General features: G+C 67.0%; 22 protein-coding genes and 1 pseudogene. 12 read left to right on the forward strand and 11 right to left on the reverse strand.

Annotated elements, in window-relative coordinates; genetic code table 11:
* Positions 1 to 164: 164 nt before the first annotated feature.
* Both AWC08_RS15935 and AWC08_RS15940 read left to right on the forward strand, forming a co-directional pair.
* A complete protein-coding gene (locus AWC08_RS15935; protein WP_069433994.1) occupies positions 165 to 3,356 on the forward strand; it encodes an adenylate/guanylate cyclase domain-containing protein in 3,192 nt (1,063 codons plus the stop codon).
* A gap of 173 nt (positions 3,357 to 3,529) precedes the next feature.
* Positions 3,530 to 4,780 carry a PE family protein gene (locus AWC08_RS15940; RefSeq protein ID WP_085087966.1) on the forward strand — a complete coding sequence of 417 codons (1,251 nt, stop codon included), beginning with the start codon at positions 3,530 to 3,532 and terminating at the stop codon, positions 4,778 to 4,780.
* A 120-nt stretch (positions 4,781 to 4,900) separates the two neighbouring features.
* Here AWC08_RS15940 and AWC08_RS15945 read toward each other — a convergent pair whose 3' ends face one another.
* Positions 4,901 to 7,522 carry a helix-turn-helix domain-containing protein gene (locus AWC08_RS15945; RefSeq protein WP_069434000.1) on the reverse strand — a complete coding sequence of 874 codons (2,622 nt, stop codon included), beginning with the start codon at positions 7,520 to 7,522 and terminating at the stop codon, positions 4,901 to 4,903.
* Between the two features lie 96 nt (positions 7,523 to 7,618).
* Between AWC08_RS15945 and AWC08_RS39645 the strand changes: the two genes are divergently transcribed.
* Positions 7,619 to 7,783: a BTAD domain-containing putative transcriptional regulator gene (locus AWC08_RS39645; protein WP_159459998.1), complete on the forward strand. Its 165-nt coding sequence runs from the start codon at positions 7,619 to 7,621 to the stop codon at positions 7,781 to 7,783.
* Between the two features lie 62 nt (positions 7,784 to 7,845).
* On the opposite strand, the gene pdxH is transcribed toward AWC08_RS39645, so the two are convergent.
* The gene (gene pdxH, locus AWC08_RS15950) at positions 7,846 to 8,472 is read right to left on the reverse strand and encodes a pyridoxamine 5'-phosphate oxidase (protein WP_069433992.1); all 627 of its coding nucleotides are present in this window, start codon (positions 8,470 to 8,472) and stop codon (positions 7,846 to 7,848) included.
* A 106-nt stretch (positions 8,473 to 8,578) separates the two neighbouring features.
* On the opposite strand from pdxH, the gene AWC08_RS15955 reads away from it, so the two are divergent.
* On the forward strand, positions 8,579 to 9,700 hold the full coding sequence (locus tag AWC08_RS15955; protein ID WP_065134874.1) for a citrate synthase 2: 1,122 nt from the start codon (positions 8,579 to 8,581) through the stop codon (positions 9,698 to 9,700).
* A 159-nt stretch (positions 9,701 to 9,859) separates the two neighbouring features.
* On the opposite strand, the gene AWC08_RS15960 is transcribed toward AWC08_RS15955, so the two are convergent.
* From AWC08_RS15960 to AWC08_RS15970, 3 genes are all read right to left on the reverse strand, one after another.
* Positions 9,860 to 10,609, reverse strand: coding sequence for a sterol desaturase family protein (locus AWC08_RS15960; protein ID WP_142283618.1), 750 nt, complete (start codon positions 10,607 to 10,609; stop codon positions 9,860 to 9,862).
* A 10-nt stretch (positions 10,610 to 10,619) separates the two neighbouring features.
* Positions 10,620 to 11,222, reverse strand: coding sequence for a TetR/AcrR family transcriptional regulator (locus tag AWC08_RS15965; protein WP_159459999.1), 603 nt, complete (start codon positions 11,220 to 11,222; stop codon positions 10,620 to 10,622).
* Positions 11,223 to 11,351: 129 nt separating this feature from the next.
* On the reverse strand, positions 11,352 to 11,684 hold the full coding sequence (locus AWC08_RS15970; protein WP_069433990.1) for an SDR family oxidoreductase: 333 nt from the start codon (positions 11,682 to 11,684) through the stop codon (positions 11,352 to 11,354).
* 217 nt (positions 11,685 to 11,901) lie between these two features.
* Between AWC08_RS15970 and AWC08_RS15975 the strand changes: the two genes are divergently transcribed.
* On the forward strand, positions 11,902 to 12,360 hold the full coding sequence (locus AWC08_RS15975) for a VOC family protein (protein WP_069433989.1): 459 nt from the start codon (positions 11,902 to 11,904) through the stop codon (positions 12,358 to 12,360).
* Here the strand turns inward: AWC08_RS15975 and AWC08_RS15980 are convergent.
* Entirely contained in the window at positions 12,357 to 14,051 is a 1,695-nt protein-coding gene (locus AWC08_RS15980; protein ID WP_069433988.1) for an FAD-dependent oxidoreductase, read from the reverse strand. The genes AWC08_RS15975 and AWC08_RS15980 overlap by 4 nt on opposite strands.
* 19 nt (positions 14,052 to 14,070) lie before the next feature.
* The gene (locus AWC08_RS15985) at positions 14,071 to 15,108 is read right to left on the reverse strand and encodes an AurF N-oxygenase family protein (RefSeq protein ID WP_142283619.1); all 1,038 of its coding nucleotides are present in this window, start codon (positions 15,106 to 15,108) and stop codon (positions 14,071 to 14,073) included.
* Between the two features lie 204 nt (positions 15,109 to 15,312).
* Between AWC08_RS15985 and serC the strand changes: the two genes are divergently transcribed.
* Positions 15,313 to 16,443: a phosphoserine transaminase gene (gene serC, locus AWC08_RS15990; protein ID WP_069433986.1), complete on the forward strand. Its 1,131-nt coding sequence runs from the start codon at positions 15,313 to 15,315 to the stop codon at positions 16,441 to 16,443.
* A 109-nt stretch (positions 16,444 to 16,552) separates the two neighbouring features.
* Entirely contained in the window at positions 16,553 to 17,332 is a 780-nt protein-coding gene (gene sepH, locus AWC08_RS15995) for a septation protein SepH (RefSeq protein WP_069433985.1), read from the forward strand.
* Between the two features lie 16 nt (positions 17,333 to 17,348).
* Here the strand turns inward: sepH and AWC08_RS16000 are convergent, their stop codons facing one another.
* From AWC08_RS16000 to AWC08_RS16010, 3 genes are read right to left on the reverse strand one after another with little or no spacing between them, the layout of a single operon-like run.
* Positions 17,349 to 17,627: a DUF2537 domain-containing protein gene (locus AWC08_RS16000; RefSeq protein WP_065134664.1), complete on the reverse strand. Its 279-nt coding sequence runs from the start codon at positions 17,625 to 17,627 to the stop codon at positions 17,349 to 17,351.
* 9 nt (positions 17,628 to 17,636) lie between these two features.
* A complete protein-coding gene (locus AWC08_RS16005) occupies positions 17,637 to 18,461 on the reverse strand; it encodes a TrmH family RNA methyltransferase (RefSeq protein WP_085087969.1) in 825 nt (274 codons plus the stop codon).
* Positions 18,458 to 18,889 carry an Rv0880 family HTH-type transcriptional regulator gene (locus AWC08_RS16010; protein WP_065134662.1) on the reverse strand — a complete coding sequence of 144 codons (432 nt, stop codon included), beginning with the start codon at positions 18,887 to 18,889 and terminating at the stop codon, positions 18,458 to 18,460. Before AWC08_RS16010 ends, AWC08_RS16005 begins: the two co-directional genes overlap by 4 nt.
* 112 nt (positions 18,890 to 19,001) lie before the next feature.
* On the opposite strand from AWC08_RS16010, the gene AWC08_RS16015 reads away from it, so the two are divergent.
* The 3 genes from AWC08_RS16015 to AWC08_RS36545 are packed head-to-tail and all read left to right on the forward strand — an operon-like array spanning position 19,002 to position 19,934.
* Complete coding sequence (locus AWC08_RS16015; RefSeq protein WP_065134661.1) at positions 19,002 to 19,271, forward strand: DUF2530 domain-containing protein; 270 nt, start codon at positions 19,002 to 19,004, stop codon at positions 19,269 to 19,271.
* Between the two features lie 14 nt (positions 19,272 to 19,285).
* Entirely contained in the window at positions 19,286 to 19,741 is a 456-nt protein-coding gene (locus tag AWC08_RS16020) for an SRPBCC family protein (protein WP_065134660.1), read from the forward strand.
* A gap of 55 nt (positions 19,742 to 19,796) precedes the next feature.
* Positions 19,797 to 19,934, forward strand: a complete 138-nt coding sequence (locus AWC08_RS36545) for a hypothetical protein (RefSeq protein ID WP_156781297.1) — start codon at positions 19,797 to 19,799, stop codon at positions 19,932 to 19,934.
* Between the two features lie 237 nt (positions 19,935 to 20,171).
* Here AWC08_RS36545 and AWC08_RS16025 read toward each other — a convergent pair.
* Positions 20,172 to 20,951 (reverse strand): annotated as a pseudogene (locus AWC08_RS16025) (DUF3027 domain-containing protein); the annotation flags it as partial.
* Positions 20,952 to 21,108: 157 nt separating this feature from the next.
* Here AWC08_RS16025 and AWC08_RS16030 point away from each other — a divergent pair.
* Positions 21,109 to 22,767 carry an MFS transporter gene (locus AWC08_RS16030; RefSeq protein WP_069433504.1) on the forward strand — a complete coding sequence of 553 codons (1,659 nt, stop codon included), beginning with the start codon at positions 21,109 to 21,111 and terminating at the stop codon, positions 22,765 to 22,767.
* Positions 22,764 to 23,249 (forward strand): DUF2771 domain-containing protein, encoded by a 486-nt coding sequence (locus AWC08_RS16035; protein WP_065134657.1) that lies wholly within the window; start codon positions 22,764 to 22,766, stop codon positions 23,247 to 23,249. Before AWC08_RS16030 ends, AWC08_RS16035 begins: the two co-directional genes overlap by 4 nt.
* The last annotated feature ends 7 nt before the right edge of the window (positions 23,250 to 23,256 follow it).

Below are 23,256 nucleotides of genomic sequence, written 5' to 3' on the forward strand. Positions count from 1 at the left end.
TGGCTGCCCGCCCTAGGTCCGCCATCGGTGCACTAGGTGCGTATAGGTGAAGGTAGTCGTTATCTCGACGGCGTGCCCTCCCGGGGTCGGATCTGCATGTCAAGCGCCTGACAGAGGACCCCGAACTCTCCTCAACGTGCAGGTTGGCGTCCTATCCTTGGGCAATGACGGGGTGCGGGTCATGCGGTAATGACCTGCGGGAGCAGGCCAGATTCTGCGACCAGTGCGGCAGTCCCAGGACGTCTATGGGTGACACCGCCAAGTACAAGCAGGTGACGGTGCTGTTCGCCGACGTGGTGCGCTCCATGGACATCGCGGCCGTGCTCGACCTCGAGCGCCTCCGCGAGGTCATGACCGAGCTCGTACAACGCTCGGCGGCGGTGGCCCAGCGCTACGGCGGGACAGTCGAGTACAACGGCGACGGCGTGATGGCCCTGTTCGGCGCACCGGTCGCACTCGAAGATCACGCCCTGCGCGGCTGTCTGGCAGCCCTGGCCATCCAGCAGGAAGCCACCAGGCTGGCCGCCGAGGTGGCCCGCCGCGACGGCGTAAACCTGCAACTGCGGGTCGGGCTGAACTCGGGTCGCGTCATCGCCGGCGACATCGCCCTGGGCTACGCCGCGACCGGAGAGACGGTCGGATTCGCGCAACGAATCGAATCGGCGGCGGGCCCGGGTGAGGTGCTCCTGTCGGAGTCCACCGCGCGACTGGTCGAGCACGCCGCCGTTTTGGGCGAGCCCGACTGGGTGCCGATCAAGGGAGCCGACCAACCGGTGTGTGTGCGCCGGCTGCTTGCGCTCGGCCGGCGCGACGGCATGCGGGATCGCGCGGAGACCATGCTGGTGGGTCGGCGCTGGGAGATGGCCGCCTTGGACGCCATGGTGCAACGAGCGATCGGGGGCCGCGGCGGCGTGGTGACGGTGATGGGAGCACCCGGCATCGGCAAGAGCCGGTTGGCCCGCGAAGTCGCGGCGCTGGCCGCCGAGCGCGGCGTCGATGTGTACTGGACATTCTGTGAGTCGCACGCCTGCGACGTCTCCTTCGGCGTCGTGGCGCGGCTGTTGCGCGCGGCCAGCGGTGCTACCGACCTCGACGGCCAGGCTGCCCGCGCCCAGTTGCGGGCCACGGTGCCACCGAATATCAATCAGCAGGACCTGCTGTTGCTCGACGATCTGCTGGGCATCGCCGACCCAGCGATCCCGCTACCTCAGATCGACCCTGATGCGAGGTGGCGGCGGTTGACGGACCTGGTCAACACCACCTCGCTGGCACGGACTACGCCCGCGCTCTTCGTCATCGAGGACGCGCACTGGATCGACGCGGTCAGCGAATCAATGGTGGCCGACTTCCTCACGGTCATACCCCGCACCCCTTCGTTGGTGCTCATCACTTACCGCCCGGAATACCAGGGAATGCTGACCCGGCTACCCGGCGGCCAATCAATACCGCTTGCGTCCCTTACCGATTCGGACACCGCCGCGCTACTGGACGAACTACTGGGATCGGACCCCTCGGTGGGCGACCTGGCACCGGTCATCGCTGAGCGATCTGCAGGCAACCCGTTTTTCACCGAGGAGATGGTGCGCGAGCTGGTGCAACGCGGTGCGCTGTCCGGTGAGCGTGGCAGCTATGTCTGTTCCACCGGTATCGCTGAGCTCAGCGTGCCGGCCACGGTGCAGGCCGCGATCGCGGCACGCATCGATCGACTGGATCCCGGCGCCAGGCAGACGTTGAACGCGGCTTCGGTGATCGGGGCCCGCTTCGAAGCCGACCTGCTCGGCGCCCTCGGCATTCAGCCGCAAGTCGAAGAGCTGCTGCACACCGAGCTGATCGACCAGGTCCGATTCACCCGCAACGCCGAATACGCCTTCCACCACCCGCTGATCCGGGCCGTGGCCTATGAATCACAACTGAAGGCCGACCGCGCCGAGTGGCATCGCCGACTGGCGGTTGCCATCGAATCGACCAGCACCGTGACAGCCGAGCAGAACGCCGCGCTGATCGCCGAACATCTGCAGGCCGCTGGTGACCTGCCCGCGGCGTACACCTGGCACATGCGCGCGGGCGCGTGGTCGGCCAACCTGGACGCCGGCGCGGCTCGGGTCAGCTGGGAGCGCGCCATCCGCATCGCTGACCTGCTTCCCGCAGACGAACCCGATCACCTGGCAAGGAGGATCGCCCCTCGGACCATGTTGTGCGCGATCAGCTGGCAGGCGATTCAAGAAACCCGGGGACTTTACGAGGAACTGCGGGAGTTGTGCACGGCGGCCGGCGACAAGGTGTCGCTCGCCATCGGCATGACCGGGCTGGAAACCGAGCTCATGTTCGCTGCGCAGACGGGTGAGGGGTCACGACTGGCATCCGAACAGATGGCGCTGCTCGCGTCGATCGATGATCCGGCCCCGACAATTGGTTTGGCATTCATCGCGTTCAACAACTGGTTCGACGCCGGTGAGTTCGGCGAGATACTGCGATGGTCCCAGACCGTCATCGAACTGGCCGACGGCGACCCCGCCAAAGGAGCCGAATTCGGTTTCGGATCACCACTCGCGGCGGCGCTCGCCTGGCGTGGGGTCGCAGGGTGGTGGCTGGGCCGTCCTGGCTGGCGGCAGGACATCGACGCTGCCTATCTCGCCCGGCAATGCGATCCGACCTCCCAGGCGATGATCGCCTGCTGGACCTACGGGTTGGCGGTAACCTACGGAGCGCTTCGACCGGATGACGTCACGCTGAACAAGATCACGGCCGCCCTAGAATCCGCCGGGGGGTCCAGCAACGCAGCTCTCAGCATCGTCAGGTATGGGCTGGCGGCTGCGCTGCTACGTCGGGACACCGAGGCCGACCGCGACCATGGGCTGGAACTGATGATGCACGTCCACGACATGTGGACAAACGAGCCCATTCCGTTCCTGATCCCGGTCGCTGAGTTGTGGGTCGCGTGGGAACGGGCCCGGCGCGGCGATCCTGACGCCGCCATCCCGGTGATGCGCCACACGGTCGACGAGTTGCACAGGGCGGGTCGGCCCTTCTTCGGAGTTCTCGCCAGCGGCATGCTGGTGGAGACACTGATTGAGCGCGGGGCCGACGGCGACAGGGCCGAAGCGCACGCGGCGATCGACCAGCTGGAAAACCTGCACGCACATGAAGATTGGGCCATGCGCGAGATCACGCTGCTGCGTCTGCGCATGCTGATGACCAAGGCCGAAGGTGACGTCGTCGCCCATCGACACTTGGCGAACCGCTATCGGTCCATGGCGGAATCGCTTGGCTTTGAGGGACACATCGCCTGGGCCGAGACGGTCATCGCCGGTTCGGATGGCCGAATCCTCAGTGAGACGGTTATCGAGGATTCATAGGTTGGCGGTGCGGGCATGCCTTCCGCCATCCGAACAGGCCGAATTAGGTAGTCGACTACTCAAGCCAGCAGCCCCGCTTCGGACAAGGCTCAGTGGCGTGATAGCCACTGATTTTTCTGCAGCGGAACGCCACGATGTACGGCCCAATCCGACGAGCAGGCGGGTGAACTGACATGTCATATTTGGTCGCGACGCCTGCGATAATAAGTTCGGCTGCAATGGATTTGGCCTCGATCGAATCGGCGCTCGACGCAGCCAACGCGGCCGCGACCGCACAGACCACGGCGTTGCTGGCCGCGGGCGCCGATGAGGTCTCACTGGCGATCGCTGCGCTGTTTTCCGCCCACGGCGCGCAATATCGGGTGCTCAGCGCGCAGGCAACAGCGTTCCACTCGCAATTCGTACAACTGATGGGCGCGGGAGCGGGGGAATACACCGCAGCCGAGGCCGCCGCGGCGTCGCCCTTGCAGGCTTTGGAGCAGCAGGTGCTCAACGTGGTCAATGCCCCCACCCAGCTGCTGCTCGGACGTCCGCTGATCGGGAACGGCGCAAACGGCAAACCGGGAACAGGAGCAGATGGCCAGCCTGGCGGATTACTGGCCGGTAATGGCGGCGCGGGCGGGTCGGGCGGTATCGGCAAAAACGGCGGTAATGGCGGGGCCGCGGGGCTTTTCGGCAATGGCGGAGCCGGCGGTAATGGCGGGACGTTCGGTGGGGCAGGCGGCAAGGGGGGTTCCGGTGGCCTCATCTTCGGCAACGGCGGAGCCGGCGGGACGGGCGGTTCGGAAGGCTCGGTCGGTACCGGTGGCGCCGGGGGTTCGGCAGGCCTGTTCGGCAACGGCGGCGCAGGAGGCGCCGGCGGCAACCACACCAACGCCGTCGGCGGAGCCGGGGGTGCCGGCGGCGCGGGCGGGATTCTGTTCGGCTCCGGCGGTGCCGGCGGGGCGGGCGGCTCGATGTCCCCGGCCACTTCCAGCGGTGTCGGCGGCCTCGGCGGTGCTGGCGGTGCCGCCGGCCTGTTCGGATTCGGCGGCACCGGGGGAACCGGCGGATTCGGCGTCCACGCCGGGGTCGGCGGGCATGGCGGCACCGGCGGAACGCTGGCCGGTGACGGCGGAGATGGCGGCAGCGGCGCCTACGGGTTGAATCGCGGCGGCAAAGGCGGAGCCGGCGGCAACGGCGGCCTAGTCATCGGCTCGGGTGGCAATGGCGGCGGCGGTGGCGGAAGCCTCATGGGCGTCGTTCAGTACGGTGGTGCCGGCGGCGACGGCGGCAACGCGGGACTGGTCGGCAACGGCGGCAACGGCGGCAACGGCGCGGCCGTGGGCAATGTCGCTACCGCCGGTGGTCCCGGCGGGTTAGCCGGCCAGGGCGGTCTGTTGCTAGGCGCGGCCGGATCTCCCGGATTGTCGTCGTATCCCTGACCTGTGGGTGACGCTGACCTGTGGGTGATGCGTCGGCGTGCAGCATTGTGACGTGACTAGTCCCATGACACAACGGCTTCCGGATGCGGTATGGCCCAGGCGTGCGCTACGGAGCCGGCGTCACCGCGTGCTTGCCCGGCGCAAGTTGATTAGGGCGGCAAGCTCGTCGCGAGTCGTGGTTCCGGTCTTTGCCATCGCCCGATAGATGTGGCTCTCCACTGTCCGCACGGACAGCGACAGTCGCGCCGCGACGGCACGACTGGTCAGCCCTTCACCGATGAGCATCACGATCTCACGTTCGCGGCTGGTGAACGGCAAGGGCTCGCTGGCCTGCCGCAGTGCCGGGGTCTGGGCGCCGCCACACTGCTTAGCCAAGGCATCCGCGCGCGTCGCGCATCCCAGCGCCGATCCGCGCAGTCCTTGTCGGCGGTACACCAGGGCAGCATTGGCGGCGGCATCGACGGCAGCGACAACATCGCCGATACGCTCGAAGTCCGCTGACACCGACATCAATTCAGCGGCGTCACCGTCGGAAAGGGCTGCGGCGAACCGAGCCGCAAGGCTGACGCGCGGTCCGTCGACAACCGCCGCCAGCTCACGCAGTCGTTCGGCCCCGGAATGTTCACCAAACTGGGTGGCGGTTTGTAGACACAGGACTTCGGCCGCGAATTGACCTTTTGCCGATGCATTTTCCGCTGCGCACAGCAATACCTGGACCGCTTCGCTGACAGCACCCTCGCCGGCAACCACCCAGGCTCGGGCCAGGGCCCGTTCGTAGTCCAGCGACCGGAAGGGGCGACGCTGCTGTTCCAGCGTGGCAAGTGCCGTGGCCGCCTCGGCAACGGACCCGCTCAGCGCCAGGGCGGTGACGCGTGAAATTCGGTAGCGGTAGCCCCAGCCGAGGGCGTACGCCGCGGACAGTCCTATCACGGCCTGTTCGAGCAGCAGGCCCGCCGACGGCAGACGTCCCGCGCCGAGCGCAGCCCTGCCCGCGATGGCAGCTCCGAGCAGCTGCGCAGAGCCGGGCAGGTCGCCGGCTTGCCGGCGCGCGTGTTCGGCCACTTCGAGGGCATCATCGATTCGGCCCGCCAACAATAGTGCCCCCACGTGGGTGTCGGCGATATTGAACCTGATGTGCGGTATGTCGAACGACCTTGCCGCCGCGGCAATTCCTGCCTCTACGACGGTGAGGGCCTCGGTCGTGCGTCCGGAGTCGGCCAAGATGGTGGCCAGGATCCAGGCGATCTCAGCCCCGACGACAGCGGGCAACTCATCAAGCACCAGGGCCTCCGACGCGCGCAACGCCGCCTGCGGCTCGTCCGTCGCGAACCAGTAGACGGTGAGGAACGCGTCGATGTAGCTGCGGTCCCGCGGCGCCACGACATCCCCGACCTCGTCGATGATTTCTTTTGCGCGAGCGGGGTGACCGAGTGCCCAAAGCATGTTGCTGGCCCGAAGGAATGCAAGCCGTGCTCGCTCGCCGTCGCTCAACTGGTCGGTCTGCATCCCAGCCAGCACATCGTCCGCCTCCTGCCCTCGGCCCGACCACGAAAGGGCATGTGCGCGGATGAAGTTCGCCTCGGGCCCCGCCCCGGCTCGGTTCGCCGCTTCGGCCAATCGATTCGCCAGAGGGAGGTCGGCCAGCCAGACAGCGCCGTTGGCGGCTCTGACGAGGAGGTCGGCGTCCGGGGTGAGGTCGGAGTCAATGCTCAGCGTGGCACGGCGCACGACGACGTGCAGATCGTCGCGCTCCGGGCTTGCGGCAAGTTCGTTGGCCACCAGCCCGCGCAGCCGCCGCAACCGGGTTGGCACCGCCCGCCGGCGTCGAACCTCTCCATAGAGGGGATGGGCCAAACGCACCTGCACATCACCGTCTGCCGGCTCGAGCGTGATGAGTGCCCGCGTGTCGGCCTCTTCGATCGCCACCGGATCAGCGATGCGTCGCAGGTGCGCCAGCTCGATGGGCTCGCCCACGGCGACAACGTCGACCACATCGCTGACCGGGGCGGGCAAGGCTCCGATACGGGACTCGATGAGCTCGATCAGCCCGGGCGGCACCACCGGATCGCCGATCCAGCGCCAATAGCCGTCCTGCTGCAGCAGCCGGCCGTCAGCCACCTCCTGATCGACGATATTGCGCAGATACAACATGTTTCCGCGAGTCAGCTGCCAAAGTCGCTGCGCCGCAGGCGGATCCAACGGGCCATGTAATGTGGCGGACAGCAGCGCAGTCGTCGCCTCGAGTGTCAGTGGCCGCAATTCGAGCCTGCTGAACTGGCCGGTCATCCATATCTCTTGCACCGCGCCTGGAATGGGGTCACCCTCGCGAACAGTGAGCATCACCTTCGCCGAGCCTCTCTGCACGACCTGATGCAGGACGAAGATCGACAGGTCGTCGAGCAACTGGACGTCGTCGACAGCCAGCACGACCGTTCTCCCGGGGGGTGCCGCGGTCAGGGAGTCCGTGACTCCCCGCAGCAACTGGAGGGTGTCGGTGACCCCCGGCGTGGACCACGCTGTGAAAGCGCCCAGCGGAACCGCTCGTGCCGCTGATGCTCCAACCGCCCAACGGCATTCGCGCTGTCCAGAGGACGCTGCCGATAGTGCTTCACGCACGATCCGGCTCTTACCCACACCGGCCGCACCACTTACGACGACTCCGGAAACACCTGAAGTCGTCAGAGCGGCTTTGATAGTCCGCATCTCCTCCGAGCGGCCGACGAGCGGCCACGACAAGCGCACGTCCAGAAGCGTACGTGTGATCACCGCAGGCAGAGGCGCTATCGCGGCAACTGGTCATCCCGTGTTTACGCGGGATGGAAGTTGGCCGCCACAGCGGTGGATGCCTCGTGGTACCGGGCGGCGGCGCGCCGGGGACGCGACGCCGCGGCCGCCGGCGACATGACCCAGGCGGTGGCCCGCTTCGACGAGTCTCTCACGCTCTGGCGCGGAGTCCCCGAGCTGCCCGAAACGCGAAGCCGGGTAAACGTACTGCGAACGTGACACCAGGTGAGTTTCGTCGCCGATTCCCGCCGTGGTGTCACGTTGGACGAGCCAGGAACGGACTAGGGCTGCAACCGCTCGATCCGGCCGTCGATCACCCGAATCCGGTTGTGCAAGCGGTTTTCCCGGCCCTGCCAGAACTCCACCACCTCCGGGGCGATCAGATACCCGCCCCAATTGGGCGGAACCGGGATCTGCTCGGTGTCCGCGAAGCGTGCCGTCACCTCAGCGAGCTGGTCGAGCAACGCCGCGCGCGACGCGATCGGCTGGGACTGGCGTGACGCCCACGCCCCTAACTGGGAGCCGCGCGGCCGCTTGGACCAGTAGTCCTCGGTGTCCTGTGGATCGACCTTGCTCACCGCACCGCGGATGTGGATCTGCCGGCCCAGCAGATACCAGGGGAACGTCGCCGACGCGTACGGGGTGGCTGCCAGGTCGAGGCCCTTGGCCGAGTCGTAGTTGGTGTAGAACGAGATGCCCGTCTCGTCGGCGCTCTTGCACAACACCGAGCGACTGACCGGCCGGCCATCGTCGACGGTGGCCACCACCATGGCATTCGGCTCGGCGATACCGGCGGCCGCAGCGTCGCCAATCCACTTGTTGAACAACGCAAGCCAACCGTCGGCGAGCCAGTCCACATCGAGGTCCGGGCTACCGTCCTTCTCGACGGACCCGTACTCGACCCGCATCCCAGCCAGGTGCTGTCCATGAGGTTCGGTCACCGTCACAACGCTACTCGGCGGCTGTTACCAGCCGGTAGTAACCCGTGCGGACCGGGGTGCGAGAATTTGCCCCATGACAGTGGTCCCGGAGGATTTTGTCCCAGGTCTGGAAGGCGTCGTGGCCTTCACCACCGAAATCGCCGAACCCGATAAGGACGGCGGCGCGCTGCGCTACCGCGGCGTCGACATCCAGGACCTGGTGAGCCAGCGGGTCACATTCGGTGACGTCTGGGCCCTGCTGGTCGACGGCGAGTTCGGCCGCGGGTTGCCGCCCGCCGAGCCGTTCCCGCTGCCGATCCACACCGGCGATGTGCGCGTGGACGTGCAGGCCGGCCTCGCGATGCTGGCGCCCATCTGGGGGTACAAGCCGCTACTGGACACCGAGGAACCGGTCGCGCGCGACCAGTTGGCGCGGGCCTCGGTCATGGCGTTGTCCTATGTCGCACAATCGGCGCGCGGCATTTACCAGCCTGCCATCCCGCAACGCGTCATCGACGAATGCTCCACTGTCACAGCCCGTTTCATGACCCGCTGGCAGGGTGAGCCGGACCCCAGGCACATCGAGGCAATCGACGCCTACTGGGTCTCGGCCGCCGAGCACGGGCTGAACGCGTCGACGTTCACCGCCCGGGTGATCGCGTCGACCGGTGCCGATGTGGCCGCAGCGCTGTCCGGCGCGATCGGCGCGATGAGCGGCCCCCTGCACGGCGGGGCCCCGGCCCGCGTGCTGCCGATGATCGAAGAGGTGGAACGCACCGATGACGCCCGCGGACTGGTCAAGGGCATCCTGGACCGCCGCGAGAAGTTGATGGGCTTCGGGCACCGCGTATATCGCGCCGAGGACCCGCGTGCGCGGGTGCTGCGGGCCACCGCCGAGCGGCTGAAAGCGCCTCGTTACGAGGTTGCGGTCGCCCTTGAGCAGGCAGCGCTGGCCGAATTGCGGGAGCGCCGACCTGACCGCGCTATCGAGACCAACGTCGAATTCTGGGCCGCGGTGATCCTGGACTTCGCCGAGGTCCCGGCCAACATGATGCCGGCGATGTTCACCTGCGGGCGCACCGCCGGATGGTGCGCCCACATCCTCGAACAGAAGCGCCTGGGCAAGTTGGTGCGGCCGTCGGCGATCTACGTCGGCCCGGGCCCGCGCAGCCCCGAATCCGTCACCGGCTGGGACCGGGTCCTCACCAGCGCTTAGCCACGCGGGACGGTCCCTGTTCAGCTTCCTGCTGCATCTTGCCGATGTTCTTGTCGCGTTCCTTGTCGACCTCGGCCGGTAACGCTTGCACATGCGCCGGCAAGTGTCCTCCTACGTCTCCAGCAGGCAGATGATGGCGCGCGACTGAGCCGCCAGCCGTCAAGAGACCGGCGCCGGAGTGGCTGCGGGCTTCTTGTAGGTACCAAACAGCTTGTCGCCGTAGGTCATTACCACCGACAGGTTAGTGGGACGCTTCTCGGAGTGATGCAATTCGTGGCCGGATGCCGCAGGCAGCAGCCAGCGGGGATAGAACGTCATGTCATAGCCGCTGTGAGTGATCACCATGGCAGTGGTGTTGGCCACCGCGTAGGCAACGACGATCATGGGATGTGCGCCCAACACCAGCGGCGGCACATACAGGCACAGCATCACCATGAGGCCCTCGACCGGGTGCACCACGAAGTTGGTCCAAATGGTCAGCGGCGACTGGACCCGGTGGTGCATGTAGTGCACCTTCTGGAATACGAAGCGGCTGCCGTGCTCGAGCCGGTGCCACCAATAGGTCAGGAACTCCCCGATCACCATGAAGACGACCAGCTGAGTGACGAAAGCAATCAAAGTCGGTGCCGCCGTGGGAACTTCGGCCACCCACGGATGGAATATCCGGTGCAGGACGAAGAACGCCACGGCCGCCCCGACATAGTTCGACATGATCCGCAAACCCAGCCTGGTCGCCGCCTTGGCCGAGATTCTATGGTAGACAGCGACATCGAAGATCGAATAGACGACACCGGTGAACAGGACGACCGCCACCACCACAGGCAGGAAATACAACGGAAACTCGAAGAAACCGACCCCGAGGTTGCGCAGCATCCAGTCCCAAACTGGTTGTAATGCAGTCTGATTCACGTTCCTACTCCTAGTCGTGTGAGATGTCGGGCAACAGCCGCCAGGCGGCGAGGCGAAGTTCGTCGATGCACTGTTCGACGGTGATGTCACCGACGCCGAGCAACGCGAGATCGGCGAAAAACACCCGGCCGAGCACCGTCATCGCGGGGTCGAGGGATAGAGAGTCCGGCACGTTTTCGACGGCCCCGCCCAACAGGTCCAGAAACATCTGGCGGACACCGAGGCGGAACTCGTCCGCGACCGGACCCTGAGCCAGCACTGAGGCCATAGTTGCCCGCACCATCGGTAGGTCCGATGCGGCTTCCCGGACGACCTGTTCAATCGCGACGTCAACGGCGTTGGCGGCAGCCGCCGCCGCAACGGCCTGCGGAATGCGTTGTGCCACTTCGTGACCCCAGGCCAATGCCGCCTCGCACACCACATGCTCCTTGGATGCGAAGTAGCGGTAGGTGGTCGCCCTGGAAACGCCGGCGGTGCCGGCGATCTGCTCCATGCCCACGGCTTCGTGGCCATGCTCACGTATCAATCGGCGAGCGGCTGCGAGCAATCGCTCGCGTACCTCACGCTGACGCGCGTCCAGCGTGCGGTGAATTGTCAGCGTCGTGGGTCCCACGCGATCGTCCTTTGCCGTCGTCGGCCCGCGCTGAGACGGACGGTGATACAGATGTCTCAACTTTGGGTGAGACGACTGTATCAGCAGCAGTATCAGACGGCAAGGGTGACCGCTCGGCGGTCCGGAGCGTCAGATCGCGGTCTGGTTGTAAGAGGAGCCCCGGATCACTGAGGTGATCGCTCGCCCGAAACGGTGCTCCACCGCAGCGATCAGCTTCATCACCTGGGCCTGATCGGTGCTGTCGGCGGCCACCGCGTAAACCCGCGAGGCGCTGTAGCCGTGCACGACCCGGCTGAGCTGGCCGACGTGCCGGCCGGAGACCGCGACGGAATAGCCGGCGGCCAGCAAAGCCCGCGCGGCGAAGTAGCCGGCGTCCGAACCCGCGTCCATGACCAGAAACAGTTTGGGCTGATCCGCTGGCCGCGCCGGTGTCTCAGGCAGAGCGGGTGCGATGAGCGACATAGCACTCACGGTAGGGACCGGACCGGTGATGCAGAATCCACCGATCGGACAACCGGGGTGGAAATGGGCGTCACCCGATCGGGGGCATCGGCGCTCCTCCGATCGGCGCCGACCGCCTGTCGGGGGGTCGGGTTACGTTCGCGATGAGAATTGCCGCCCGGCTTGGTCTATCACTGTGAGCCCGGGCGGGCGATACCACCAATCTGAGGAGTGACCTATGGCCATCAAAGTCGAACCTGCAGTGATCCCCCACCTCGTCGTCGATGATGCGGCTGCCGCCATCGACTTCTACGTCAGGGCATTCGACGCCGTCGAACTGGCCCGGATCCCCGGCCCCGACGGCCGGCTGATTCACGACGCCGTGCAGATCAACGGCTCGATGGTGATGCTCAACGACGACTTCCCCGAGATGTGCAACGACCAGTCGATGACCCCGAAATCGCTGGGCGGCACGCCGGTCACCATCCACCTCACCGTCACCGACGTCGAAGCCAAGTTCCAGCGTGCGCTCGACGCCGGCGCCACGGTGGTGATGCCACTGGAAGACCAGTTCTGGGGCGACCGCTACGGCGTGGTCGCCGACCCGTTCGGGCACAACTGGTCGCTGGGCCAACCGGTTCGTGAGGTCAGCATGGAGGAGATCAAGGCGTCCATGTCGGCTCCGGCCGGCGGTTAGAGCGAATCCCGCAACCGGGCCAGCAGGCGTCGTCCCCGGGACGGCTGTTGCGGCGCGGCGGCCGCAGCGGCGAGCATGTCGGCGACGTCCGTGAATTTGCGGCGCGGACGTCCGTCGGCACTGCCGCGCGCCACCTCGGCGGCATCGATGGCGCGCCACCCCGCCGAGTCGACGACCCGGGGTTGGCGCGCTGCCACCAGGTCATCCAGCTCGGCGGGCCCGGCCGCCGGGTCGGCCAGGTGGCCGGCGTTGAAGTCGGCCACCAGGGCCTGCACGGTCTGCAAGGAGCACGACTTGTTGGTGCCGATGAAGCCGGTCGGCCCCCGCTTGATCCAGCCTGCGACATACGCGCCCGGGACCGGCCGGCCGGTGTCGGGGTCGACGATCCGTCCACCAGCGTTGGGGACGACTGCCGCGGCAGAGTCGAAAGGAAGATCGCGAAGAGGCTTGCCGCGGTAGCCAATTGAGGTGAGCACCAGACCCGCCTCGAGCCGGCGGTGTTCACCGGTCGCGGTGACCGTGAACTCGACCCCGGAGCTGCGTTGCTCACCGAGGATGCGTTGCGGGGTCAGCCCGTAGGCCAGCCGGATGCGCGGTCGCGACGCCGGGGCCGAGCCGTCGCCGAGCGTGCTGAGAATCTCGAGCTTGTGCCGGGTCAACGGATCGGTGACGCTGCCCAGATCCTTGCGCACCCAGCGCTGGTCGTCGGGGTCGAGCACCACATCGCAGGTGCCGGTGAGCCCGATCAGCTCGGGCAGCGTAAACGCCGAGTGCGCCGGTCCGCGACGGGCCGCGATCACCACCTCACGAACGGCCGACTTGCGGAACGCCTTCAGCGCGTGGTCGGCGATGTCGGTATGGGCCAGTTCGTCCGGGTCCGCGGTGAGCAAGCGCGCCACATCGAGCGCTACGTTGCCGTTGCCGATGATGACTACCCGCTCGTGGCTGAGATCGACCGGCAGATCGGCATATTCGGGATGCCCGTTGATCCACGCGACGAGTTCGGTGGCCGTGCCGACGCCAGGCAGATCCATTCCATCCACATCGAGGCGGCGATCGTCGGGCGCACCGACCGCATACAGCACCGCGTGGTGGTGATCCAGCAATTCAGCGTGGCTGACGTGCCGGCCGACCTCGACGTTGAGGTAGAAGCGGAAGCGGCGATGCCCGGCCACCCGATCGAACAATCGGGTGACTTTCTTGGTGTGCTGGTGATCGGGCGCCACCCCGGCACGCACCAGGCCATAGGGTGTGGGCAACTTCTCGAAGACGTTGACCCGCACGCCCTCTTGCACCAAGAGTTCGTCTGCGGCGTACATCGCCGCCGGGCCCGACCCGACCACGGCGACCGTCAGCGGCCTTCGCCGCGGTCGCACCTGCGCAGCCGGGATCACCGGCGCCAACTTGGAGGTCGGCGGCAACTTCACATCGGCGGATCGCTGCGGGTAGAACGACGCGTTGATCTCGGCGAACGGCAACTGGCGAATGTCCAATTTGCTGTCCGGGACGATAGCGCCCACCGGGCAGGCGCTGACGCAGGCGCCGCAGTCCACACAGGCCACCGGGTCGATGTAGAGCATTTCCGATGTCGCATAGCCCGGCTCGTCCGGCGACGGGTGGATGCAATTGACCGGACACGCGAAGACGCAGGACCCGTCATTGCAGCACGACTGGGTAATAACGTGCGGCATAGCGGAACTCGCAGACCGATCAGGCGGCCGGCGTCGTGGCCAGATGCGCGCGCTGTGGCTCACTGCGGTAGCGCGACGGGTTGCCGTCGATCTTGCAGATCCGCCACATCAGCCGGGCTGAGCGGTTCTCCATCAAGCCGGTGTCGTAGGCCAGCATCCGGACATCGGCGAACATGTCGCGCAACCACTTTCGCGACTCGGGCGAGCGGAAGAACAATTCCTTCTTCACCGAGCGTGGGATGTCGAACTCCTGCCAGAAAGCCTTCGGCGGAATCAGGATCGCGTTGCACAACGTCCGCATGGTCAGCGGGAAGAACAACGAAGTCCAGAAGCGTTGGCGCCGAGTTAAATTGGGCAACCGCCGACGCAGGAACTCGTGCGCGAACGAGATGTGGCGGGCTTCTTCGGCCACGTGGATGGCCATCACTCGCTCCATGACCGGGTGCAGCGCCTTGCCCTCCCGCAGCACCTGCTTCTGGGTGTGGTCGATCGGCTCCTCACCGGCCAGCACCCCGATGAAGAACGCCACCGGCAGTGGGCCGGCGACTAACGGGATCAGTGGCGAAATCCAGCGCAGCCGCCGCGGCATTCCCGGGACGTCGGCGCCCACACGGTTCACCATCTCCTGAAACATCATGGTGTGGTTGCACTCTTCGACAGATTCGTGCAGGCAGTAGCGGTATTCCGGAGAGCCGTTGGGAACCCAGAAGGTGTAGTTCATCAGCCCGCGAATCAGTATCGACTCGAAGTGCAGACCCACCTTGGCGACGTTGGCCTGCCGCCACATGCCGATCTTGATCTTCTTGTCCTCAGGCTGCGCCTGATACCAGGGATGCCGGCCCAACGGGTCGGTCGCCGGGAGGATCCACCGCGGATCGTTGTCAGTGACGGTGAATTCCGGTGAATCCCAATCGATATCGGTGTACGGGTTGAAGTTCCGCCGCACCGACCCCTCGGACAGTGTGGCGAGCATTTCCACATACTCTGCGTCGTCGCGCACCTCCATGTTGCGGCGCCAACGTCGAACCATGCGCGTCCTGGCAGTCGTAGCAACCATCAAAAGCCTCCCCAGCGAGGTTGAGATCCGGACGGATAAAGAAAACGGTACCGCCGGTACTGGTAATTATCCAGAGCGGAACGTGCGCTGTGGTCCACGCCGCATCCGAACATCGGTGTGTGCTGGATCACATATAGCCACGCGACCAGGCCTTATTCCGACCGCTTGGTTTTCGGTGCGCGGCCGCTTACTACCCTGTTCACCATGGCTGACCAGCTCACGACTTCCCTCGAGATTCCCGCTGACTTGAAACCGCGCGACGGCCGCTTCGGGTGCGGCCCGTCGAAGGTGCGCCCCGAACAACTGCAGGCGCTGAGCACCACCGCGGCACCGCTGTTCGGCACCTCGCACCGGCAGGCACCGGTCAAGAATCTGGTGGGACGGGTGCGCTCGGGTCTGTCAGAGCTGTTTTCGCTGCCCGAGGGATATGAGGTCATCCTGGGCAACGGCGGCGCGACGGCGTTCTGGGATGCCGCCGCCTTCGGGCTCATCGACAAGCGCTCGCTGCACCTGACCTACGGCGAGTTCAGCTCGAAATTCGCCTCCTGCGTAGCCAAGAACCCGTTCGTCGGCGACCCGATCATCATCAAGGCCGACGCAGGTTCCGCACCCGAACCCCAGTCCGACCCGTCCGTCGACGTGATCGGCTGGGCCCACAACGAGACCTCGACCGGCGTTGCGGTGCCGGTGCGCCGGCCCGCCGATTCCGGAGACGCCCTCGTCCTCATCGACGCCACCTCAGGTGCCGGCGGACTGCCCGTCGACATCAACGACGTCGACGCCTACTACTTCGCACCACAGAAGAATTTCGCCAGTGACGGCGGCCTGTGGCTGGCCATCATGAGCCCGGCCGCCCTGGCCCGCGTCGAGGCCATCGCCGCCTCGGGCCGCTGGGTGCCCGACTTCCTGTCGCTGCCCATCGCCATCGAGAACAGCCTCAAGAACCAGACCTATAACACCCCGGCGATCGCCACGCTGGTGCTGCTGGCCGAACAACTGGACTGGCTGCTGGGAAACGGCGGCCTGGACTGGGCTGTCAAGCGGACGGCGGACTCGTCGCAGCGGCTCTACTCGTGGGCCGAGGAGAAGTCGTACACCACCCCGTTCGTCGCCGACCCGGCGCTGCGCTCCCAGGTGGTGGGCACCATCGACTTCGTCGACGACGTTGACGCCGCCGCGGTGGCCAAGACGTTGCGGGCCAACGGCATCGTCGACACCGAGCCCTACCGCAAACTCGGCCGCAACCAGCTGCGGATCGCGATGTTCCCGGCCGTCGACCCCGACGACATCAGCGCGCTCATCAGCTGCATCGATTGGGTCGTCGAGCGGCTCTGACGTCGCGAACCGTCCAGCGTGTCAGTACCCGGTTACGGCGGTTGGCTGCATTAGAGTTCGCAGGTAACGATTCCGTTGCTGATCTGCACGGGGTCTGCGAGGAGAAGCCATGCGGGAACTCAAAGTGGTTGGGCTTGACCCCGACGGCAAATTCGTCCTCTGCGAGGGTGCCAGCTCAGCCGAGAAGTTCCGATTGCCCGCCGACGAGCGCCTGCGCGCCGTGCTGGACGGCGAGCCGCTACCCCCCGAACAACCGGCTCTCGACATCGTCGTCACGAACATGTTGAGCCCCAAAGAAATTCAGGCCCGAATCCGGGCCGGCGCGTCGGTCGAGCAGGTGGCCGCGGCATCTGGATCCGACGTCGCGCGGATCCAGCGGTTCGCCAACCCCGTGCTGCTGGAGCGATACCGCGCCGCTGAGCTGGCAACTGCTGCACATCCGGTCCTTGCCGACGGTCCCGCGGTGCTGAGCCTGCTGGAGACGGTGACGGCGGCGTTGGTGGGCCGGGGCCTGAGCCCGGAGAAGCTCACCTGGGACGCCTGGCGCAACGAGGACAGCCGCTGGACCGTGCAGCTGGGCTGGCAGGCCGGCCGGTCGGACAACGTTGCCCACTTCCGTTTCACGCCGGGTGCGCACGGTGGCACCGTCACCGCGATCGACGACGCGGCCAGCGAGCTCATCGACCCGGAGTTCAAGCCCCGCCAGCTTGCGCCGGTGGCGCGGCTGGCCTTCGAGGCCGCCGCAGAGCCGGCGCAGCCCGCGCCGCCGCAGCAGCCGAGTGCGCCGGCCGCGCCCGCCGAGCAGCCGGCGGGCAGCCGACGCGGCAAGCCGGCCATACCGGCGTGGGAGGACGTGCTGCTAGGGGTGCGTTCCAGCGGTCAGCGCTAGGGGACCATCGGGCGCCTCAGCCGCTCCCTAGTAGCGCCACCGCCAGTAGCGACACCCACGCTCCAGCCACCCCGACCGCTGCCCCCAGCACGAACCACCGCAACACCGGAGTGTGCCGCCAGCCCCACAACGTCGGTGCCAGTCCCCCGACCGCCACCACATTGAGGCCCACGGCCAACAGCGAATGCACCCTGATCAAGCCGAGGCTGAGCACCACGATCGCAGCCCCGGTGACTGCGGCGACGAAAGCGGCCACCGCCAAACCCGTTGCCCAGGGCACGGACTCATCGTTCACGTCGCGAGCCTAGCCCGAGCTGACCCGCTCGTAGAACGCCACCGCGGCCGCCGTCGCCACGTTGAGCGAGTCCGTGCCGCGCGACATCGGTATTCGCACCCGCATGTCACTGATCCGCAGCGCGGCCGCCGTCAGGCCGGGCCCCTCGGCTCCCACCAATACCGCGACCCGCTCGTCGCGCAGGTCGGCCATCGCCTCGCGCAGGCCGCGGGCGTCGCGCCGGGGAGTCATTGCCAACAGCCGGAAACCACGCTCACGCAGCCGCACCAGGTCGGCCGGCCAGTCGGTGGCTCGCGCATAGGGCACCAGCAACGCGTGGCCCATCGAGACCCGGACCGCGCGCCGGTAGAGCGGGTCGGCGCAACCACTGCCGAAAACTACCGCGTCCACCCCCAGGCCGGCCGCGTTGCGAAAAATGGAGCCCAGGTTTTCGTGGTCGTTGACGCCTTCGAGCACCGCTACGGTGCGCGCGCCGCCGACCACCTCGGCAACGCTGGGTTCGGCCACCCGGCTGGCGCTGGCCAGCACCCCGCGGTTGAGATGAAAGCCCACGGCCTGCGCCATCACCTCGGCCGAGGTTCGGTAATAGGGCGCCACGGCGCCCGCGAGGTCGTCACGCAGCTCAGCCAGCCTGCGGTCGGTGCCGAGCAGGGCACGGGGGGTAAACCTCGACGCCAACATGCGCTGCACCACCAGCACACCCTCGGCGATCACCAGACCTTTGCCGGTGGGCAGGTCAGGCCGACGGTCAACGCTGTTCAGGTCGCGGAAGTCGTCCAGACGCGGGTCATCGGGATCGGTGACGTCTTGAACATCGATATCCGGTGCACTCACGGGCTTTCGTCGACCAGGGTCGAGATCAGATCGGAAGCACTACGCAGGGTTTCGCGCTGGGCATCGTCCAGCGTTGCGAGCCGTTCGGCCAGCCACTCCTGACGGGCCTGACGGGCCGCCCTCACCAATTCGGCGCCGGCTGCAGAAACCGACACCAGCACCTGCCGGCCGTCGACGGGATGCGGGGCGCGATCGACCAAGCCCTCGTCGGCCAGGGAGGCGATCACTCGCGTCATCGACGGCGGTCGGACGCGTTCCCGGATCGCCAGCGCGCCGGGCGTCATGGCACCCTCGTTGGCCAGCGTGGTCAGTGCCGAGAGTTGGGTCAGCGATACCGGCGACGAGGCGTTTCGGAACCGGAGTTGGCGAGCCAGCCGCATGACCGCCAACGACAAGTCTGCGGCCAACCGCGCATTGCTGTCGGGCACAGCGCGAGGTTACAACCAAACAACAAAGACGGGTGTCAGAAACGGCGAACCACGCCCCCTCGCCGACAGGCCGATCATCACCGGCATCCCCGGCGGTATGTTGAGACGCGAGATGACTGACCAGCCCGCTCCCGAACCACCGCCGCTGCCCCCGGCACTGCTCGCGGTGTGGCCGATCATCGTGGTCGGCGCGCTGGGCTGGCTGGTCGCGGTGGCCGCCGCGTTCCTCGTGTCCGGTCTGGAGGCGTGGCGGCCGGTAACTCTGGCCGGCCTCGGGGTGGGTGTGCTGGGAACCAGCATTTTCGTGTGGCAACTGGCTGCCGCCCGCCGCGGCGCACGCGGAGCGCAGGCTGGTCTGGAAACCTTGGTCGATCACCAATAACTCAAGGAGGACGCATGGCCGCACCCCTGCTGCAAGCTTCAATCGACATCGAAGCGCCGCCCTCGAAAGTGTGGGAGCTGATCTCCGACTTCCGGCGGATGCCGCAGTGGAGTCCCCAGTGCCGGTGGATGCGACAGTTCGGGCCCCTGCGTAACGGGACCCGCACGCTGAACTTCAACCGGCGCAACCGCCTGTTCTGGCCGACCACGTCCACGGTCGTCGAAGTCATCCCGGAGAAGAAGCTGGCATTTCGGGTGGACACCAACCGCACCATCTGGAGCTACGAGCTCGAACCGCACGGCGAGGGCACCCGGGTGACGGAGAGCCGTCACGCCGAGAACGGCACCAGCGCCGTGTCCAACTTGACGGTGAACGCATTGCTGGGCGGAACCGACAACTTCGAGCGCGAATTGGTCGAGGGCATGAACGCTTCTTTGGCACGAATCAAGGCGGCCGCCGAGAAGGGCTAAGGCGGCTCGATCAATACCCGTTGACGAGCGATCGTCGCATGCCTTAATGTCAACCGTGGTTGACATTAAGGTCAAGCCGTCGTCCAGTCAGTTAAGGGGTAACGCGATGTCTCATGAAGAGTTGTTCGACGAGTGCGAAGCGTCATATGTGTTGTGCACCATCAGCTTCGGCACCAGCAACATGCCAGACTGAACCCGGATCCCCCGGTCAGTCGAAGACCTACGGTTCGGCGGGCTCCGCGGGCTCTGCGGGCTCGCCAGTCGGCTCCGAAGCCTCTGAAGCCTCGGCCGCCGGCTCGACAACCTCGACCGCCGGCTCCGGCTCCGGCCCGGGCTCGGGCTCGGGCTCGGGCTCGGGCTCCACAGCCTCAACCGCCGGCTCAACGACTTCCGGCTCGACCGCCTCTACCGCCTCGACCGCCGACTCCGGGGCCGGTCTGTCGACCACGTCGAGCACGCCGTCGTCGTACGGTTCGTACATCGGCGAACCGGTGCCCGCCGGAGCGGGCGTGTCGGAGTGCGCGCCGCAGCCGTAGAACTTGTCGACGACGTGCCCGTCGGCTGACAGCTCATTGCCGCAGACCCCGAACATCCCGCCGAGGGAACCGGCGAGCGGCAGGAAGAAGCCACAGTCGCGGCACACCCGCTTCGTCGCCCGCGACATCGCCGAGTCGGGCCCGTAGTCACCTTCGCGCCACCGCTCCGCCGCCTCGGTGCGCCCCCAGGGGCTCATCACCCAACGACGGCCGAGGCCGAGTTCGACGGCCACCTCGTCCACATACGGATCCCCGCTGGCGCTGTAACCCGGCACCAGCCGGGGGTCGTCCTTGGCCGGTGCCAGCAGGTCCCCGGGGCCCAGGTCACCCGGCCGCACCCGCTGATCCCACGGAATCCATTCCGGCGCCAGCAGGGCCGTCGGGCCGGGGATCAGCACCACCTCGCTGATGGTGGCGTGGTCTGCACCGGGGTAGCCGGCGACGACGACGGCCCACTGCCAGCCCTGGTAACCGGGCACGTGCGCCAAAAACCGGTGGGTCGCGGCGTTCGGGTCTTCGTAGCTGAAGCCCAGGTAGTCACCGACGGAGTCTGCCCCGCTGAACTCCGCAACCGCGGTCCTGGCCTGCTCAGCCGCACCCGTGAGCACCCCCGCGAGTTCCTCGGGCCACTCGGTCACGGTCGCTACGGAGGACTCCTCGATGGGTCCGGTCACAGTGTCACCTTAATGTCACCTTGCTCATGCCGTTCTTTCGTGCGCCCCCATACTGCCGGAAGACACGGTGACCGAGCCACACCGGTTTACTCCGCAGCGAGTCGGCATAGGACAGAATTAGATGGTGTCCGGACGGCGAGGTGATCATGGGGGCCGGATGGCCCCACCCCCGGGCCGCCGGAGCCGATCGGCGAATCAGCATCCGGGCATGGCCAATTACCCGGCAAGCGATCCCGCCCAGGACGATTACCGCCGGTCACGCCGTCCGCAACCGCCGCCCAGTGCCAACCGCTACCTGCCCCCGCTGGACCACGACACGCCACCCGAGCGCGACAGCGAACCCGAAGCACCCCGGTCCAGCGGTGAGCGGATCACCGTTACCCGAGCCGCGGCCATGCGCAGCCGGGAGATGGGTTCCCGCATGTACTGGATGGTGCAGCGCGCAGCCACCGCCGACGGTGCCGACAAGTCCGGACTCACAGCGCTGACCTGGCCGGTAATGGCGAACTTCGCCGTCGACTCCGCCATGGCCGTTGCCCTGGCCAACACGCTGTTCTTCGCAGCGGCCAGCGGAGAGAGCAAATCCAAGGTCGCGCTGTACCTGCTGATCACCATCGCGCCGTTCGCCGTCATCGCGCCGCTGATCGGCCCGGCGCTGGACAAGCTGCAGCACGGCCGGCGCGTCGCGTTGGCGTTGTCATTCGCGCTACGCACCGCCTTGGCGCTGGTGCTGATCATGAACTACGACGGCGCCAGCGGCAGCTTCCCGCCGTGGGTGCTCTATCCGTGCGCGCTGGCCATGATGGTCTTCTCCAAGTCGTTCAGTGTGCTGCGCAGCGCGGTGACGCCGCGCGTGATGCCGCCCACCATCGATCTGGTCCGGGTCAACTCCCGACTGACCGTGTTCGGGTTGCTCGGGGGGACCATCGCGGGCGGTGCCATCGCGGCGGGCGTGGAGTACGCGTGCACCCACATGCTCAAGTTGCCCGGCGCGCTGTTCGTCGTCGTGGGCATCACAATCGCCGGTGCCTTGCTTTCCATGCGGATCCCGAGCTGGGTGGAGGTGACCGCGGGTGAGGTCCCGGCCACCCTGAGCTATCACCGCCACAGCGACCACCTGCACCAGAGCTGGCAGGAGGAAAGCCCCAGGGTTGGCGGGAAACTGCGACAACCGTTGGGCCGCAACATCATCACCTCGTTGTGGGGTAACTGCACGATCAAGGTGATGGTCGGCTTCCTGTTCCTGTACCCGGCATTCGTGGCCAAGGCGCACGACGCCGACGGCTGGGTGCAGCTGGCCATGCTGGGGATGATCGGCGCCGCCGCCGCGATCGGTAACTTCGCCGGCAACTTCGCCAGCGCGCGACTGAAGCTGGGCCGGCCCGCGGTTCTGGTGGTGCGTTGCACCCTGGCGGTGACGGCGTTCGCCATCGCCGCCGCCGTCGCCGGAAATCTGCTCGTGGTCGCGATCGCCACGCTGGTCACCTCGGGGTCGAGCGCCATTGCCAAGGCCTCGCTGGATGCCTCGCTGCAGGACGACCTGCCCGAGGAGTCACGCGCTTCGGGGTTCGGACGTTCGGAGTCGACTCTGCAGCTGGCGTGGGTGCTTGGCGGGGCGGTCGGGGTGCTGGTGTACACGGAATTGTGGGTCGGCTTCACGGTCATCAGCGCGCTGCTGATCCTTGGGCTGGCTCAGACGATCGTCAGCTTCCGGGGCGACTCGCTGATCCCCGGCCTCGGTGGGAACCGGCCGGTCATGGTCGAGCAGGAGGGCCGGCGCCCCGGCGCCCCGACAACCGGAGTGATGCCGCGGTGAAACGCACTGTGGCCGCGATCATCGCGGCCGTCGTGGTGGCGCTGGCCGCCGGAGCCGGCCTGGGAGCATGGCTGCTCAGCCGCGACCGGGGCCCGCACTTCCCCGAGATCAGCGCCTACTCACGCGGTCACACCGTCCGGGTTGGCCCCTATCTGTACTGCAACGTGCTGAACCTCAACGACTGCCAAGCGCCGCAATCCCAGGGGGAACTGCGTGTGAGCGAACGTTTCCCCGTGCAGCTTTCGGTGCCCGAGACCATCGGCCGGGCCCCATGGCGGCTGCTGCAGATCTACGAGGACCCGACCAACACCGCGACCACCTTCTTCCGGCCGGACAGCCGCCTGGCGGTCACCATCCCCACCGTCGATCCGCACCGGGGCCGGCTGACCGGCGTGGTGGTGCAGCTGTTGACGCTGGTGGTCGACGACGGCGAGCTGCGCGAGGCCCCGCACGCGGAATGGTCTGTCCGCGTCGTCTTTTGACCTATGC

It is taken from the genome of Mycobacterium gordonae (genome assembly GCF_002101675.1).
In the GTDB taxonomy this organism is placed as follows: domain Bacteria; phylum Actinomycetota; class Actinomycetes; order Mycobacteriales; family Mycobacteriaceae; genus Mycobacterium; species Mycobacterium gordonae.

What these genes read in the sequence shown, in the direction of transcription:
- serC (WP_069433986.1), top strand. Translation starts at nt 15,313, where the DNA reads ATGGCTGACCAGCTCACGACTTCCCTCGAGATTCCCGCTGACTTGAAA.
- AWC08_RS15955 (WP_065134874.1), top strand. Translation starts at nt 8,579, where the DNA reads ATGACAGTGGTCCCGGAGGATTTTGTCCCAGGTCTGGAAGGCGTCGTG.
- AWC08_RS16030 (WP_069433504.1), top strand. Translation starts at nt 21,109, where the DNA reads ATGGCCCCACCCCCGGGCCGCCGGAGCCGATCGGCGAATCAGCATCCG.
- AWC08_RS15985 (WP_142283619.1), bottom strand. Translation starts at nt 15,108, where the DNA reads ATGGTTGCTACGACTGCCAGGACGCGCATGGTTCGACGTTGGCGCCGC.
- AWC08_RS15935 (WP_069433994.1), top strand. Translation starts at nt 165, where the DNA reads ATGACGGGGTGCGGGTCATGCGGTAATGACCTGCGGGAGCAGGCCAGA.
- AWC08_RS15970 (WP_069433990.1), bottom strand. Translation starts at nt 11,684, where the DNA reads ATGTCGCTCATCGCACCCGCTCTGCCTGAGACACCGGCGCGGCCAGCG.
- AWC08_RS16020 (WP_065134660.1), top strand. Translation starts at nt 19,286, where the DNA reads ATGGCCGCACCCCTGCTGCAAGCTTCAATCGACATCGAAGCGCCGCCC.
- AWC08_RS15980 (WP_069433988.1), bottom strand. Translation starts at nt 14,051, where the DNA reads ATGCCGCACGTTATTACCCAGTCGTGCTGCAATGACGGGTCCTGCGTC.
- pdxH (WP_069433992.1), bottom strand. Translation starts at nt 8,472, where the DNA reads ATGCGGGTCGAGTACGGGTCCGTCGAGAAGGACGGTAGCCCGGACCTC.
- AWC08_RS15940 (WP_085087966.1), top strand. Translation starts at nt 3,530, where the DNA reads ATGTCATATTTGGTCGCGACGCCTGCGATAATAAGTTCGGCTGCAATG.
- AWC08_RS16015 (WP_065134661.1), top strand. Translation starts at nt 19,002, where the DNA reads ATGACTGACCAGCCCGCTCCCGAACCACCGCCGCTGCCCCCGGCACTG.
- sepH (WP_069433985.1), top strand. Translation starts at nt 16,553, where the DNA reads ATGCGGGAACTCAAAGTGGTTGGGCTTGACCCCGACGGCAAATTCGTC.
- AWC08_RS15975 (WP_069433989.1), top strand. Translation starts at nt 11,902, where the DNA reads ATGGCCATCAAAGTCGAACCTGCAGTGATCCCCCACCTCGTCGTCGAT.